The sequence below is a fragment of the Pseudonocardia kujensis genome (assembly GCF_021283305.1).
In the GTDB taxonomy this organism is placed as follows: domain Bacteria; phylum Actinomycetota; class Actinomycetes; order Mycobacteriales; family Pseudonocardiaceae; genus Pseudonocardia; species Pseudonocardia kujensis.
On sequence record NZ_JAJSOK010000010.1, the window covers coordinates 116,478 to 131,775 of the forward strand.

A 15,298-nucleotide genomic window follows, 5' to 3' on the forward strand; every position below is an offset into this window, starting at 1 on the left:
CGTGCTCTCCACCCTGCGCAGGCAGACCGGCACCGGTCTGCGCCTACTGGTCCTCCTCACCGTGCTCTGCGGCATCGTCTACCCGCTCGTGGTCTGGGGCGTCTCGCGAATCCCCGGGCTCGCCGGCCACGCCGAGGGATCGGTGATCACGAAGAACGGGACCGCCGCCGGGTCGTCGCTCATCGGCGTCGACCCCGTGCCGGCCGATCCCGCTGCCGACCCGTACTTCCACACCCGGCCCTCGGCCTCGTCCGCGGACGTCCTCGGTCCCGCCGACACGAGCACCTCGGGCGGCTCCAACAAGGCCGGCGACTCGCAGGATCTGCTCGACACCGTCTCCCGGCGGCGCGCGCTGATCGCACAGCGGGAGGGCGTTCCGCCCGCGGCCGTGCCCACCGACGCGGTCACCGCCTCGGCGTCCGGGCTCGACCCCGACATCGGCCCGGCCTACGCAGCGCTGCAGGTCGAGCGGGTCGCGCGGGTGACGGGACTGCCGGTCGACCGGGTCCGGGACCTCGTCGCGGGCGCCACGGACGGGCGCATACTCGGGTTCCTCGGCGAGCCGACCGTGAACGTCACCGCGCTCAACCTGGCGGTCGCCGCCGCGCAGCGGCCGGCCGGCTGACCCGGGTCGGCGGGTCTCGCACGAACGGGGTGGGGGCATGACCAGCGGACCGGCGACGGGAGGGACCGTGCAGCCGCGGGGTGAACTGCGGATCCATCTGGGCGCGGCGCCGGGGGTCGGCAAGACCTACGCCATGTTGTGCGAGGCCCGCCGCCGCAGGGAACGCGGAACCGACGTCGTCGTCGGGCTCGTGGAGACCCACGGCCGCGCGCGGACCGCCGAGCTCCTGGACGGCCTCGAGGTCCTGCCGCGGCGACCCACGCGGTTCGGCGGCGAGCTCGACGTGGACGCGGTGATCGCCCGCCGTCCGGAGGTCGTGCTGGTCGACGAGCTGGCCCACACGAACGCCCCGGGGCCGGACCGGACGGCCGGCTCCGCGGGCTCCGCCCCCGGCAACCCGAAGCGCTGGCAGGACGTCGAGGAGCTGCTCGAGGCCGGGATCGACGTGCTGTCCACCGTGAACGTCCAGCACCTCGAGTCGCTCAACGACGTCGTCGAGAAGATCACCGGGGTCCGGCAGCGGGAGACCGTGCCCGACGAGTTCGTGCGCCGCGCCGACCAGATCGAGCTGGTCGACATCACCCCCGAGGCGCTGCGCCGCCGGCTCGCGCACGGCAACGTCTACGCCGCCGAGAAGGTCGACGCCGCCCTGGCCAACTACTTCCAGGTCGGGAACCTGATCGCGCTCCGTGAGCTCGCCCTGCTGTGGGTGGCCGACGAGGTCGACACCGCGTTGCAGCGGTACCGCACGGAGAAGCGGATCTCCGAGACCTGGGAGACCCGCGAGCGCGTGGTCGTCGCCCTGACCGGCGGCGCCGAGTCGGAGACCGTGCTGCGCCGGGCCACCCGGATCGCCAAACGGGCCGGGCAGGCCGACCTCCTCGCGGTGCACGTGCTGCGCGGCGACGGTCTCGCCGGGGCGCCGGTCGGGGCCACGAACGCGCTGCGGAAGCTGGCCGACGACGTCGGGGCCAGCTTCCACACCGTCGTCGGCGACAGCGGTGCCGGCGGCGTCACCGACGCCCTGCTCGAGTTCGCCCGCGGGGTGAACGCCACCCAGCTGGTGCTCGGCACCTCGCGACGGTCCCGGCTGGCCCGGGTGTTCGACGAGGGCATCGGTGCGCGCGTCGTCCGCGAGTCCGGTTCGATCGACGTCCACATGGTCACCCACGCGGCCGCCGGTGCGTCGGCGCTGCGGCTCCCCCGGCTGCACAGCGCGGTCCCGCTCGACCGGCGCGTCCTCGGCTGGGTCCTGGCGGTGCTGGGCCCGGCCGCCGCGACCCTGCTCGGCGCGTCCCTCGACGAGATCGTCGGGCTCTCGACGGACGTCGTGCTGTTCTTCCTGGCCACCACCGTGGTGGCCCTGGTCGGCGGGCTCGGACCGGCGCTGCTCGCCGCCCTGCTCGGCGGCCTCCTGCTCAACTTCTTCCTCACCCCGCCGCTGTACTCGCTGACCATCTCCCAACCGGAGAACGCGATCACCGTCGTCGCGATGCTGATCGTCGCCGTGCTGGTCGCCCTGGTCGTGGACCGGGCGGCCCGCCGCGGGGAGCAGGCCGCGCGGGCAGGCACCGAGGCCGCCCTGCTGGCGTCGTTCGCCCGCACCGTCCTGACCCGCGCCGACCCGCTGCCCCGCCTGCTGGAGAAGGTCCGCGAGGCGTTCGGGCTGCGTTGCGTGGCACTGCTCGAACACGAGGGCGGCGAGTGGCGCCGCGTCGCGACCTCGGGTCCGCCCGAGTGCGGCCGCCCGGAGGACGCCGACGTCGACGTCGCCGTGGAACCGGGGCTGCACCTGATCGGCACCGGCCGCTCGTTGCCCGCCCACGACCGGAGACTCCTGGAGACCGTCGGCGGGCAGGCCCTGCTCGCGCTGCGCAGCCAACGCGCGAGCGAGGAAGCCCTGCGCGCCCGGCGACGCGCCGAGATCAACGAGACCCGCGGGGCGATGCTCTCCGCGGTCGGCCACGACCTGCGCAGTCCCCTGACCTCGATCAAGGCGGCGATCGGCAGCCTGCGCGACCCGCTGCTCCGGTTGTCCGGCACGGACCGGGCCGAGCTGCTCGAGACGGTCGAGGAGTCGGCCGACCGGCTGGCCGGGCTCGTCGACAACCTCCTGGACTCCTCGCGGCTCGCCTCCGGCGCGGTCGAGCCCCTGCTGGAGCGCGTCGGCTACGACGAGGCCGCCGCGCGGGCCCTGCTCGGCGTGCCGGAGGCGGCCCGGGTCCGCCTCGAGATCCCGGGCGACCTCCCCGACGTGACCGCGGACGTGGGTCTGCTCGAACGGGTCGTCGCGAACCTCGTCGACAACGCCCTGCGCCACGGCGGCGGCGCACCGGTCGTCCTGCGCGCGAGCGCGTACGAGGGCCGCGCCGAGCTCCGGGTCGTCGACTCCGGGCCGGGCGTGCCGAAGAAGCAACGCGACACGCTGTTCACCCCCTTCCAACGGCGCGGCGACCGCCGGGCCACCAGCGGGGTCGGGCTGGGGCTGTCGGTCGCGCGCGGGCTCACGGAGGTCATGGGCGGCACCCTGACCGCGGAGGACACGCCGGGCGGCGGCCTCACGACCGTCGTGTCCCTGCCCCTCGCCGCGCTCCCGGCGGCCGGCCGGCCCTCCGCTCCTCCCCCGCAGCTGACCGACGGGTCGGCCGCGAGCGGGATGCGCGGATGAGCTCGGCGGGATCGGACGACCGTCACCATGCCCGCAGGCTCGCCGCAGGCAGGGCGATCAGCAGCGAGCCGAGCCCGCCCGAGGTCGCGCCGACCAGCGCGAGGCGCCCTTCCGCGGACGGCGTGGCCGTGGCACCGCCACCGAACGGGCGGGTGAGGGCGATCAGGAGCGGGGCCGCCCCTGCGTCACGGCCCGACGGTCGTCGCGGGCGCCGCCGAGGCACGGCGACGGAGCCGGTGCAGGCTCACCTCCGAGCGGGCGGTGCCCGTCGTGCTGACGATCGCCCACTCCGCACACGCGGCGAGGAAGTCACGGGCCGGCGGACGTCCCTCGTCGGCGAGCCAGATCTCGCCCGTGCCGCAGACGAGCCGGGGCAGCAGCGCGCCGAGGGCGTCGAGTCCGTCGTGGAGGTACAGCACGTCGGCCGCCAGGACGAGGTCCCACGGAGCACCCGCGATCGCCGACCAGGGATCCGACCAGTCGCACTGCGCCACGTCGAGCCGGACCCCGTTGCGGCGGGCGTTGTGCGCCGCGAAGGCCAGGGCGCTCGGCACGAGATCGGTGGCGAGCACCCTGGCGCCACCCTGCGCGGCGGCGAGGCTCGGCAGGGCGAGCCCGCACCCGAGCTCGAGCACGCGCGCGCCGGAGACGTCCGCGCGCGCCACGGCGCCCGCGAGCTCGATCCCGCTCGGCCACGGCTGCGCCCAGTAGGGCGGCTCGGTCCCGCCCCAGCCGAAGTTCTGCTGGTAGATCCGGTCGAGCGCGTCCCGGGGGTGGATGAGCTCGATCCGTCCGGTCGGCAGGTCGAGGGAGCTGTGGCCGACCCCCGGCAGGCCGGACGGCACACCGGCTCCGGGAGCGTCGCCGTACAGGGTGAATCCGCTGGTGGCGGAGGGCATGCAAGCCTCGGATCTCTCGCGGGACGACCCGCGTTCGGGTACGGCACACAGGTGCCGCTCATACCGTGCCTCGCTGCACGGATCGGTCAGTGGCGGAGGACGCCTGCCCTGCCCGGCTCCCTGCACCCCGGCGGTGACGACTCATCGGGCGACCCGGGCGACGCGCCTCGACAACTGCTGTGCCCCGACCCTACGCGTCCTGCCCCGTTCGGGCGCGCCACGCAGTAGGGTGCCCGCGGTCGTTCGGTTTTCGAGGTCCGTGTCCTGCACGCTCGCGGAAACGGAAGCGATGGGCCGCGGCCCCGTCCTCACCGTGACGGCGGGACCGGCCCGTCAGGCCGCCCGGGCCCCGCACCCTGCGGAGGCCCAGGACCTGCGAGGAGCAGTCAGATGCCACAGGGCACCGTGAAGTGGTTCAACGCCGAGAAGGGCTTCGGCTTCATCGAGCAGGACGGCGGCGGCGCAGACGTCTTCGTCCACTACTCGGAGATCGACGCCGCCGGGTACCGCAGCCTCGACGAGGGCCAGCGGGTGGAGTTCGAGGTCGGGCAGGGCAAGAAGGGGCCGCAGGCCACCGGCGTCCGCCCCGTCTGACACCGCACACGCCAGGAGCCCGCCACCCCTCGGGGAGGCGGGCTCCCGTCGTCTCCGGGCCGGGATCCCTGGCACCGGGGACGAACCGGCCGGACCGCTCGACGGCGCCCGGTTCCGGCCGGGGCGGTGACGACCGGACAACCGATCACGAAACCGGACGGGGCCACCCCGGGCGCCGGGCGTGGCCGGCCACCGGGCACGCTGCGGAGGTGCCGTCGTCCACACAGCCGGACGCACGGCCGGGTGGTGGTCGTCGCCGGGTCGGAGGTTCATGGGTGGTTGCGCCGGCTCCTCGGGAGGAGGAACGCATCACGACACCGGCAGCGGTGGAACCACACCTTCCCGACGTCGGGACGGCGTCCCGGCAGTCGGGCCGGTGGGCACGGGCCCTGCGCCTGACCCGGCGTGCCCCGGTGACCGTGCTGCTCGTCGTGACGATCTGGGTGCTCGGGGCCGCCACCGGCAGCCTGCTGCACGGCCCCTCGCCCGCGCTGGCCTCGGCGATCGGCGCGGGGCTCGACCCGATCCGCTCGGGGGCCTGGTGGGGCCTCGCGACCTCGGCGCTCTGGTGTCGGGGGGCGGCCTCGTACGTGTTGTCGACGCTGATGATCGTTGCCCTGCTGCCGGTGGCCGAACGCCGCCTCGGGAGCCTGCGGGCCGCCGGGCTGGCCCTCGTCGTCCAGGTCGCCGGCTCGGCGGTGGGCCTGCTCTGGGTGTGGCTGCTCGACCGGTACGCCGACGGGCGGTGGGCCGATCAGCTGGCCGTCTCCGTGGCCGTCGGACCGGGCACCGCGGTCGTCGGGGTCACCCTCGCGGCGAGCGCCTGCCTGGCCGCGCTGTGGCGCCGCAGGCTGCGCCTGGTGCTGGTCATCGCACTGCTGATGCTGGTGCTCTACTCGGGGTTGATCGGCGACCTGCTGCGGTTGTGCACCGGCCTGCTCGGGCTCGCGGTGGGCGCGCTGCTGTACGGACGGATCCACGGCGCCGAGGTGCCGGTCGTGTCCCGGCCCTCACGGGCGGAGCGGCGGATCCTGGTGGCGCTGGTGGTCGCGGCGTCGGCACTCGGCCCGCTGATCGCGGCCTGGGCCCAGTCGCGGGTGGGGCCGCTGTCGGTGCTGCGGTTCGTCTTCGCCGCGCCCCCTCCCGACGCGGCCACGGTCAAGCAGATCTGTGCGGCGGCCCTCGATCCCCGCGACGTGCGGGAGTGCGCGGAGCTGCAGGCGAGGTTGCGGTTCTCCGGGGTCGGGCCGGCCCTGCTGTCGGTCATGCCGGTGGTGCTGCTGCTGGTCGCGGCCGAGGGGCTCCGCCGCGGGCGTCGCGCGGCCTGGGGCCTGGCCGTCGGGCTGAACCTCGGGCTCGCCGCGCTCGCCGTGGTGCTGATGACCAGCCACGCCCAGCAACGGATCGTCCTCGGTGTCGGGGCGCACCCGCGGGCGTGGCTCGCGATCCTCCTGCCGCTGGTCCAGCCGCTGCTGGTCGTCGTCGTCCTGCTGCTGACCCGCGCCCGGTTCGACGTCCGGGCGCCGCACGGCACGTACCGGGCGCTCCTGCGCGCGACCGTCGGAGCCCTCGTCGTCGCGGCCGCTGCCTACGTGGCCCTCGGCCTGATGCTGCGGGACGACTTCGACCCCGTTCCCGGTATCGGCGACCTGCTGCTCGACCTGCCGTTGCGGCTCGTCCCGCCGGGCTACCTCGTCGGGGTCGGCCCCGGCTTCCTGCCCGTCGACGACGGCGCCACCCTGCTCTACGAGTGGACCGGCCCCGCGGTGTGGCTCGTGCTGGCCGCGGCCGCGCTGCGGACGTTCCTGCGCAGCCGCCCGGACGTCGCCGCCTCCGACCTCGCCCGCGTGCGCGCCCTCCTCGGCGGCGGGGCGGGCGGGTCGTTGCAGTACATGGCCACCTGGCCAGGTCACGCCTACTGGTTCGGCCCCGACGCCACCGCGGCCGTGGCCTACCGCGTGATCGGCGGGGTGGCCCTGACCACGGGCGGCCCGGTCGGACGGCCCGCGTCGGTCCCCGCAGCCGTCGCCGGGTTCGCCGCGCACTGCCGCCAGCAGGGATGGACGCCCTGCTTCTACAGCGTCGGCGCCGAGGTCGTCACCGCCGCGCGAACCCTGGGCTGGAGCGCGGTACAGGTGGCCGAGGAGACCCTGCTCCCCCTGCCGGAACTCACCTTCACCGGGCGGAAGTGGCAGGACGTACGGACCGCACTGAACCGGGCCGCGAAGGCGGGGATCGCGGCGGAATGGACAACCTTCCGCGCCGCGCCCGTAGGGATCACCGACCAGATCCGGGCGATCAGCGAGGAATGGGTGGCCGACAAGGGGCTGCCGGAAATGGGCTTCACCCTCGGTGGCATCGACGAGCTCGCCGACGACGAGGTGCGACTGCTGCTGGCCGTGGACGCCGACCGCTCCGTACACGGCGTGACGAGCTGGCTACCGGTCCGGCGCAACGGCCAGGTCATCGGCTGGACGCTCGACTTCATGCGCCGCCGCTCCGACGAGCAGGCCTTCCGCGGCGTCATGGAGTTCCTGATCGCCTCCGCCGCGACCGATCTCCGCGAAGAGGGCGCAGAGTTCCTCTCACTGTCCGGCGCCCCGCTCGCCCGCCTGGACCGCGGAGAGCCCATCGCGGGCCTGCAGAAACTCCTCGACGCGATCGGCCAGCGGCTCGAACCCGTCTACGGATTCCGCTCGCTACTGGCGTTCAAGGCCAAGTTCCAGCCCGAGTACCGGCCCCTGTACCTCGCCTATCCCGACCCGACCGCACTGCCCGCGATCGGCAACGCCCTCGCCCGCGCCTACCTGCCCGACCTGCGCCCCACCCAAGCCGCCGCCCTCGCCCGCGCCCTCCTCGGCCGCTGACCGACGGTGGCGTGAGCGTTTACCCTCCGCTTCCCGTGGCGCCGCTAGCGTCTCGTAGCGTGGAGCCGGAGGCAGCGACGACTCGAGACCTCCGCCGTCGGGAACCGGGCGGACCAGGCCGCAGGAGCAGAACGCCGATGCGGACGCTCGGGCCGGGTGCAGCCAGGCGCCTCATTCGGTTGGGCGTCCTGTGCGTCGTCGGTGGGGTGCTGCTGGCCGGCATGGTGTTCCCGGTCGTGTCGGGCCTCGGCCTGACCGCGGGCGAGGCCGGGGCCGGCGGGCCGAGCGTCCCGGCGATCCTGGCCGACCGGGACGTCCCCCTCACCACGACGGTGACGGACGACAACGGCGAGCCGATCGCCTACCTGTTCGACCAGGACCGGCGGCCGACGCCGTCGGCGACCATCTCCCCGGCGATGAAGGCCGCGATCGTGGCCGTCGAGGACCGCCGCTTCTACCAGCACAGCGGGGTCGACCCGCAGGGTGTGCTCCGCGCCCTCCTGCACAACGGCGAGAGCACCTCCCAACAGGGCGGGTCCACGCTCAGCCAGCAGTACGTGAAGAACTACACGCTCGACACCGCCACCACCGCCGCGGAGCGAACCGCCGCAACCGCGCCCACCTACGCGCGCAAGCTCTCCGAGGCCCGCCTCGCGGTGGCGGTGGACCGGGCGCTCGGCAAGGACGAGATCCTGACCCGGTACCTGAACATCGTGTACTTCGGCAACGGGGCCTACGGCGTGGGAACCGCGGCCCGAACCTACTTCGACACCACCCCGGACCGGCTGACCGTGGCACAGGCCGCCCTGCTCGCCGGGATGGTGCAGAGCCCCACCGCCTACGATCCGCTTCGCCACCCCGCGGCGGCGACCGCGCGGCGCAACGAGGTCATCCAGCTCATGGCCGGGCAAGGGGTGGTCACGCCGGTCCAGGCCGCGGCCTCGAGCGCCGAGCCGCTGGGTGTGCCCGCGGTGGTGAACCCACCCGCGGAGGGCTGCGCGGGCGCCGGGGACGCCGGCCACTTCTGCGCCTACGTGGTCGACTACCTCACCAGGGCCGGCTTCTCTCTGGGCCAGCTCGACCGGGGCGGATACATCATCCGCACCACCCTCGACCGCGCAGCCCTGGCCGCGGCCAAGGCCGCCGTGGACGCCCAGGTCCCGCCGCGCACCCCGCACATCGCCGACGTCCTGTCGATCGTCGAGCCGGGCGCCACGGGCCACCGCGTGGTCGCGATGGCCGCCAACCGGACCTACGGCCCCGACGCCGCCGCCGGCCAGAGCAGCTACGGGCTTCCCTACACCCCGGAGAACCTGGGGGCGGGCTCGGTCTACAAGATCTTCACCGCGGCCGCCGCCCTGGAGAAGGGCCTCGGGATCGACACCGTGCTCGACGTCCCCGCCAGCGGCTGGACCACCCCGTTCTTCGCCAACGCCGGCGTCCCGGTCCCGATCCACAACGCGGGCAACTACGCCTCACGCCTCAGCTTGCAGGACGCGCTCGCCCAGTCGCCCAACACCGCCTTCGTCGCCCTCGAGCAGTACACCGGGGTCCCCGCCGTGGTCGACATGGCGGTGCGCCTGGGGATGACGTCCCTGGCCGACACCCCGACCGGGTCGAGGACCGGGTCGCCGTCGATCGCCACGGTCACCAAGGCCCAGAACCACGCCTCGTTCACCCTGGGCGACACCCCGACCAGCGCGCTGGAGCTGGCCAACGTCGCGGCCACACTCGCCAGCCACGGGACCTGGTGCCCGCCCGACCCGATCGCCGCGATCACCGACCGCACCGGCACCGCCGTCCCGCTCCCCGGGCCGGCGTGCAACCAGGCCGTCTCCCCCCAGCTCGCCGACACCCTACTCACCGGCCTGAGCAAGGACGACCAGCCCGGCGGCACGTCGGCGGCGGCGGCGCGCGCCGCAAACTGGAACCGGCCGGTCGCGGCGAAGACCGGGACCACACAGAACTACGAGTCCGCCGCGTTCGTCGGCGCGACCCCGCAGCTCGCCGGCGCCACCATCGTCTTCGACGACTCCCCCTCCCCCGCCCCGATCTGCGTCGGATCGCCCCCGCACACCTGCTCGGGCGGCAACATCTACGGCGGGCTCACCCCGGCGGCCACCTGGTACCAGGCGATGACCCGCATCCTCGGCGACCAGCCTCCGCTTCCGCTGCCTGCGACCGACAGCCAATACGTCACGGGGGGTGCCATCGCCTCGATCCCCGACGTCGTCGGGCAGGACCTCGAGACAGCGACCGACACGCTGCGGCGGGCCGGTTTCGGCGTCGAAACCTCGTCGGTCGACAACCTCGCCCCTGCGGACACGGTCATGGGCGAGTCCCCCCGCGGAGACAGCCTTGTCGGCCGGACCGTGCACCTCGACGTGAGCAGCGGTCGCGTGCCGCCACCCCCGGCGGCCCCCGGCCGGTAGGACCGCAGCATCGCCATCGTCCATCGACCGTGCGGGATTTGCGCCGTCCAGGCTGGAAGCGTCATGCTGCTCGACCACAAAATCGCCCGCATGGATTCCGGGTGTGGGACTGAGACAGGACACCGCTCACCCGTCGCCGGGCCGCCACAGACCCGGCACGCCAGGCAGGAGTCGCGATGCCGCGTCACCGCACCGCTCGACCGGGTACGCGTTCGCGCGGGCTGCGCACCGGTTTCGTGGCCCTGCTGAGCTTCGGGGCCGCCCTCGCCCTGCTCCCCAGCGCGGTTCCGGTCACCACGCCGACCATGCACTCCGGCAGCAACGTCCCGCGCCCGGTCGCCGTGGGCGCGAGCGGGCCGACGGCCGACGGGTGCGCCACGATGTCCGCGACAACGATGAACCGGCTGAGCGCGGGCCTGCCGCCGGGCAGCGTCTCGGTGGCCGGACTGAATCTGGACACCGGCACCCGCGTGCGCTATGACGCCGCCGCGCAGGTCGTCACCGCGAGCGTCATCAAGCTCGACATCCTCGAAGCGCTGCTGCTGGCCCACCAAGACGACGGCACGGTCCTCGCCGGCCCCGAGCTGGGTCAGGCCACCGCGATGATCGTCAACAGCGACAACGACGCCGCGACCGCACTCTGGAACGCCGTGGGCGGCCACGGGTCCGGGCTGCAGGAGGCCACCGACCGGCTCGGCGCCGACGCCACCACCACGGACCCGAACGGCTACTGGGGCCTGTCGGTCAGCGACGCCGACGACCAGCTCACTCTGCTGACCAACCTGGTCGATGACGGTCCGCTCACGCCGAGCGACCGCCGACTCGCCCTGGACCTGATGTCGCGGGTCGAACCCGACCAGGCCTGGGGCGTCAGCGTGATTGCCGACCCGGCCACGACCACCGCGTTGAAGGACGGCTGGCTCGACATCGACGACGACGACGGCCGCTGGGCCACCGGGAGCGTCGGCGTGCTCACCCTGCACGGTCACCGGGTCCTGCTCGCCGTGCTCACTCAGCACAACTCCACTGAGCAGGAGGGAATCACCCTCGTCGAGGCCATGGCCCGCGCAGCCGGCACGACCCTCGCCTGCTCCTGAAGACCGAGGGGCCAGCTGCGCCTTCCGCCGTGGTTACGGCCGGGACGGGGTTGCGCCAGCCATCCGGGTGCAAAACCCTGAAATGGTTCCTGATTGGACATGGCGGACAATCGTGCGGGCGAGATTCACGCTAGGACGCCGGAGCACCGGTGGGCTGCTCACCGCACGTAGGAAGGGGAGACACCGGTAGTGACGTGCTCCCGGCAGGCATGCAAGGAACTAGGTCGAGGAACCTCGCGTCGATACGAGCGCGGGCTGGCTGTCAGGCTACTTGCCGGCGGTCCTGCTCCACTTACGTATTCAGAGCAAGTGGATGCGCTTGCCCGATGCCTCAGAGCATTCGTGTCGTGGGGCCAGTGGTTGCGGTCCTCGTCCAGGTGGTGACCATACTTACCGTTTGTGACAGGCATGGTTGCCGAGCAACGCTTTTGGGTGGCGCGCCACGCCGGGAAGCTGACCTCGACCTTGTCGCGCCGCCTCGGTCGGGGCGAGGGCGCCGTTATCGGAGGTCGCGTCGCTCTCGCGCTGGACCCTGGTGCCCTGCGTCGGCTCGCCCGCGAGCGCCGGATCGCCCTCGTGTCGGGCACGAACGGGAAGACTACGACCAGCCACCTGCTGGCAGCGGTCCTGCGCACTCTAGGCCCTGTCGCTCACAACGCCACCGGGGCGAACATGCCTGATGGCGCGCTCGCGGCACTGGCCGACGCTCCCGACGCGCAGCTGGCGGTCCTGGAGGTCGACGAGCTGCATGTCGCCACTGTCGCCGGAGCGGTGGACCCGCGGGTTGTGGTGCTGGGGAACCTCAGCCGCGACCAGCTCGACCGAGGTAACGAGGTCCGCGCCGTCGCGGCAGCGCTCGCGCAGGCGCTGCGCCATCATCCCGACACCTGGGTGGTCGCCAACGCCGACGACCCGATGGTGGTGTGGGCAGCGCGCGCGGCAGCCCGAACGGTGTGGGTTTCGGCCGGGTCGGGCTGGTCGGGCGACACCGCAGGTTGCCCGCGCTGCGGGGAACCGCTGCGTCTGACGCTCGGCCGCGCCTGGGGCTGCCGCTGTGGTCTGGTCCGGCCGCGCCCGCAGTGGTCGGTTCGGCGAGAGGACTGTGCGCTCACCGATGACGAGGGGCTGTCGGTTCCGCTGTCACTGCACTTGCCCGGTGCGTTCAATCTGGGCAACGCAGCCCTCGCCCTCGTCGCTGGGGCCGTCCTCGGGGCTGATCCGCTCGTCGCGGCGGCCGGACTTGCCAACGTCTCGAACGTCGGCGATCGCTACCGGAAGGTCCGCCGCGGTCGGCACGAGCTGCGGCTGCTGATGGCCAAAAATCCGGCGGGATGGGCCGAGACCTTGCCGTTGCTGGAGCCGGACGCGAGCCTGCTGCTGGTGATCAACGCCAGGGAGGCCGACGGGCGCGACACCTCGTGGCTGTGGGACGTCCCGTTCGAACAGCTCACCAGCCGTCCCGGCGTCGCAACCGACGTCGTCGCGGCCGGCGAACGGGCGCACGACCTGGGCCTTCGGCTCGACTACGGGCACGTCCGGCACACCACCGTCACGGACCCGGTCGATGCGCTCGCATGTCTACCGCCCGGAAAGGTCGAGGTCGTGGCGAACTACACGGCGTTCCGCACCCTCGCCCGCCGACTCGCCACGGAGCACACGTGAGCGCCCCCACCGCGGCGGATCTCGCGATTGCCGTGCTGCTCCCCGATGTGCTCGGCACCTACTCCGACGCGGGAAACGCCGTCGTTCTCGCCGAACGAGCGCGTCGCCGTGGAGTGTCCACGCAACTGCTCACCGTCACCCTCGCCGACGCGCCACCCCACGGCGCCGATGTCTACGTCCTCGGCGGCGGCGAGGACGCCGCGCTGCCCGCCGCGGCCCGCTGGCTGCTGCGCCACCGGATGCGCGACGCGCTCGCCGAAGCCCGAGCAGTGCTCGCCGTCTGCGCGGGATTCCAACTGCTCGGCAGCACGATCACCGATCTGGCCGGCCGCGTAGTTCAGGGCCTCGAGGTACTCGACGCCGACACCGCCCCGGGACGTGAACGTGCCGTCGGCGAAGTCGTCGCGTCGGCGACCGTCGCCACGATAGGTGAACTCACCGGCTTCGAAAACCACCGCGGCCACACCACACTCGGTCCGGCAGTGCAACCCCTGGCAGTCCCGACGCGCGGAACCGGCAACGGCACCCAACAGCACGGACGTCCCAGCGAGGGAGCGCTGAGCGGGGCCATCGTCGCAACCTATCTGCACGGCCCGGTCCTGGCCCGCAACCCCTCACTAGCCGACCACCTGCTCGCACTGGCCACCGGCCTGGACCAGCCTCCGCTCGACCTGCCCGACCAAGAACCGCTACGTCGCGCCTACCTCGAGACCTCACCCCACGCTCGCGGGCGTCGCTGGCGGCCCATCGGTCGAAACCGCTCGCGAAGACGTGGCTGAGTGAGACCGCGCGCAGGGAACGACGGCGTGTTCGACTTCGCCGGCCGCTGCAGCGGATCGACCTGAGCTCCGTCGAGTGGGGTAGACCTTTCGTCTCTGACGAGGGGATGGGGTCTGCACCCGACCTGAAGTGGGGGCGAATCTCACGACGCGGGGGACAGCACGATCGTTCCCCGGCTCCCTGACCGGCAGAGTTCTCGGCACCGGGAGGAACCAGCCGAGCCCGCCCAACGCCCCGAGGAGCCCCGATGTCGCACTGGAACAGCCACGAGGACCGCCACCACGAGTCCAGCTACAGCCACGACGACTCTCACCACCAGTCCAGCTACAGCCACGACGACTCTCACCACGAGTCCAGCTACAGCCACGAGTCCAGCTACAGCCACGAGTCCAGCTACAGCCACGAGTCCAGCTACAGCCACTGCGACAGCAACTACGACCACGACGCGAGCTACGACCACTGCGCCGACTACAGCGACTCGCACCACTACGCCTGGGCGCACTGACCGGCTCTTGACGTGACCCGCCGCCGCGCGACACCCCGTCCGGGTGCCGCGCTACGGCGTTTTGTGGTTGCCGGGTTCGGACCGCGCTGAGTCGAGCTCGCGGAGGATGGCGAGCCCGAGGGCGCCGCCAAGGCCCAGCGCGGACCCCGCGCACCACGGTGACAACACCCCCAGATCAACGACGACAAGGGCGACTAGTCATGCTGTGGCCGGTGGCCTGCAAGCCCCTCACCGAGCTTGATCAAGAAGGTGACGGGAGCGTTGGCCGTCCTGATCCGCTGGTCGGGTCGCGCCCTCGTCGGCTGCTCTCAGGGCGCCTGGATCTTGGGCCTGTAGATCAAGACCAGAACTCCGCTGGTGAAGCGCCTGACCTCTGCCAGCGACAGTTGCGGCGCGCCGTGGATCTCCTCGAACATGTGCTGGCCCGACCCTGCCGCTACCGGCGTCAGCAGGAGGTGGAACTCGTCGATCAGGTTGTCCGCCATGAGGGGCCGGTCCAGCGGGCCGTTGCCGTACTTCACGATGGTGCCGCCTGGCTGGCGCTTGAGGTCTGCGACGAAGGCGGTCACGTCCCCGGGGATGACGGTTGCGTTCCAGGTGGTTTCCTGCAACGTCCTGGATGCGACGAACTTGGGGATCGAGTTCATCCGGTCGACGAACGGGTTGGACGCCATGGCCGTGTAGCCGGCGGACAGTCCCTCGTAGGTCCGGCGGCCCAGCAGCAGCGCGTCGGCCTCGGCCAACAGCCCGGTCGCGTAGGCCGTGTGGTCATCGTCCAGGTAAGGAAACGCCCAGTCCAGCGGGTCGATCTGGCCGCCGAGGCCAACGTGGACCGACTCGATCAGCTTCCTCATGGTCATTGCCCTCCCGTGGTCGTAACACAAGCGCTGCGATCAGTTCATCGAGGCGTCCGTGGCACTCGGCCAGCCGCGCTCCGCGCCCGCGGCGGCGTAAAGTTCGCGGGCCTGGAAGGCGGGGAAGACCGTCCGTCCGGTGACCAGGGTCGTGTCGTCCTTCTCCTCGAAGGTGACCTCGTCGAGCGCCTCGGTGGCGGGTGCGGCTTCGTCAACGAACGTCGACACGAGCCGGCGGGCCGCTCGATCTCCCGGTAGTGGCCGGTGAACTCGCTCACGACGACTGTCCCCGGCAATTCTCGGGTCAGAGGAGAA

The 15,298-nt window shown here is 72.8% G+C and carries 12 protein-coding genes; 9 read left to right on the forward strand and 3 right to left on the reverse strand.

Translation table 11 applies throughout. The annotated features are described in order from the left end of the window. Position 1: 1 nt before the first annotated feature. Together LWC35_RS10135 and LWC35_RS10140 are read left to right on the forward strand one after the other, a co-directional pair. Positions 2 to 625 carry a potassium-transporting ATPase subunit C gene (locus LWC35_RS10135; RefSeq protein WP_232869790.1) on the forward strand — a complete coding sequence of 208 codons (624 nt, stop codon included), beginning with the start codon at positions 2 to 4 and terminating at the stop codon, positions 623 to 625. Positions 626 to 662: 37 nt separating this feature from the next. Then, positions 663 to 3,293: a DUF4118 domain-containing protein gene (locus tag LWC35_RS10140; protein ID WP_232869791.1), complete on the forward strand. Its 2,631-nt coding sequence runs from the start codon at positions 663 to 665 to the stop codon at positions 3,291 to 3,293. A gap of 185 nt (positions 3,294 to 3,478) precedes the next feature. On the opposite strand, the gene LWC35_RS10145 is transcribed toward LWC35_RS10140, so the two are convergent. Further along, a complete protein-coding gene (locus tag LWC35_RS10145) occupies positions 3,479 to 4,192 on the reverse strand; it encodes a class I SAM-dependent methyltransferase (RefSeq protein WP_232869792.1) in 714 nt (237 codons plus the stop codon). A 390-nt stretch (positions 4,193 to 4,582) separates the two neighbouring features. Here LWC35_RS10145 and LWC35_RS10150 point away from each other — a divergent pair, with 390 nt between their 5' ends. The 7 genes from LWC35_RS10150 to LWC35_RS10180 all read left to right on the forward strand — a co-directional run bounded on the left by LWC35_RS10150 (position 4,583) and on the right by LWC35_RS10180 (position 14,129). After that, positions 4,583 to 4,786 (forward strand): cold-shock protein, encoded by a 204-nt coding sequence (locus LWC35_RS10150; protein WP_232869793.1) that lies wholly within the window; start codon positions 4,583 to 4,585, stop codon positions 4,784 to 4,786. 413 nt (positions 4,787 to 5,199) lie between these two features. Continuing rightward, positions 5,200 to 7,653, forward strand: a complete 2,454-nt coding sequence (locus tag LWC35_RS10155) for a bifunctional lysylphosphatidylglycerol flippase/synthetase MprF (RefSeq protein WP_232869794.1) — start codon at positions 5,200 to 5,202, stop codon at positions 7,651 to 7,653. A gap of 137 nt (positions 7,654 to 7,790) precedes the next feature. Beyond that, entirely contained in the window at positions 7,791 to 10,085 is a 2,295-nt protein-coding gene (locus LWC35_RS10160; protein WP_232869795.1) for a penicillin-binding protein, read from the forward strand. Positions 10,086 to 10,261: 176 nt separating this feature from the next. Next, positions 10,262 to 11,182 (forward strand): serine hydrolase, encoded by a 921-nt coding sequence (locus tag LWC35_RS10165; protein ID WP_232869796.1) that lies wholly within the window; start codon positions 10,262 to 10,264, stop codon positions 11,180 to 11,182. Between the two features lie 408 nt (positions 11,183 to 11,590). Next, complete coding sequence (locus LWC35_RS10170; RefSeq protein WP_232869797.1) at positions 11,591 to 12,844, forward strand: Mur ligase family protein; 1,254 nt, start codon at positions 11,591 to 11,593, stop codon at positions 12,842 to 12,844. After that, the gene (locus tag LWC35_RS10175; protein WP_232869798.1) at positions 12,841 to 13,623 is read left to right on the forward strand and encodes a type 1 glutamine amidotransferase; all 783 of its coding nucleotides are present in this window, start codon (positions 12,841 to 12,843) and stop codon (positions 13,621 to 13,623) included. The genes LWC35_RS10170 and LWC35_RS10175 overlap by 4 nt, the downstream gene beginning before the upstream one ends. Before the next feature lie 248 nt (positions 13,624 to 13,871). After that, positions 13,872 to 14,129, forward strand: coding sequence for a hypothetical protein (locus LWC35_RS10180; RefSeq protein ID WP_232869799.1), 258 nt, complete (start codon positions 13,872 to 13,874; stop codon positions 14,127 to 14,129). Between the two features lie 308 nt (positions 14,130 to 14,437). On the opposite strand, the gene LWC35_RS10185 is transcribed toward LWC35_RS10180, so the two are convergent. Continuing rightward, entirely contained in the window at positions 14,438 to 14,983 is a 546-nt protein-coding gene (locus LWC35_RS10185) for a dihydrofolate reductase family protein (RefSeq protein WP_232869800.1), read from the reverse strand. Between the two features lie 39 nt (positions 14,984 to 15,022). Then, positions 15,023 to 15,211, reverse strand: a complete 189-nt coding sequence (locus LWC35_RS10190) for an SRPBCC family protein (RefSeq protein WP_232869801.1) — start codon at positions 15,209 to 15,211, stop codon at positions 15,023 to 15,025. Positions 15,212 to 15,298 lie beyond the last annotated feature (87 nt).

Excerpts from the sequence above, each read along its gene's own strand:
- LWC35_RS10140 (WP_232869791.1), top strand. The coding sequence starts at position 663 with ATGACCAGCGGACCGGCGACGGGAGGGACCGTGCAGCCGCGGGGTGAA.
- LWC35_RS10145 (WP_232869792.1), bottom strand. The coding sequence starts at position 4,192 with ATGCCCTCCGCCACCAGCGGATTCACCCTGTACGGCGACGCTCCCGGA.
- LWC35_RS10150 (WP_232869793.1), top strand. The coding sequence starts at position 4,583 with ATGCCACAGGGCACCGTGAAGTGGTTCAACGCCGAGAAGGGCTTCGGC.
- LWC35_RS10160 (WP_232869795.1), top strand. The coding sequence starts at position 7,791 with ATGCGGACGCTCGGGCCGGGTGCAGCCAGGCGCCTCATTCGGTTGGGC.
- LWC35_RS10165 (WP_232869796.1), top strand. The coding sequence starts at position 10,262 with ATGCCGCGTCACCGCACCGCTCGACCGGGTACGCGTTCGCGCGGGCTG.
- LWC35_RS10170 (WP_232869797.1), top strand. The coding sequence starts at position 11,591 with ATGGTTGCCGAGCAACGCTTTTGGGTGGCGCGCCACGCCGGGAAGCTG.
- LWC35_RS10180 (WP_232869799.1), top strand. The coding sequence starts at position 13,872 with ATGTCGCACTGGAACAGCCACGAGGACCGCCACCACGAGTCCAGCTAC.
- LWC35_RS10185 (WP_232869800.1), bottom strand. The coding sequence starts at position 14,983 with ATGAGGAAGCTGATCGAGTCGGTCCACGTTGGCCTCGGCGGCCAGATC.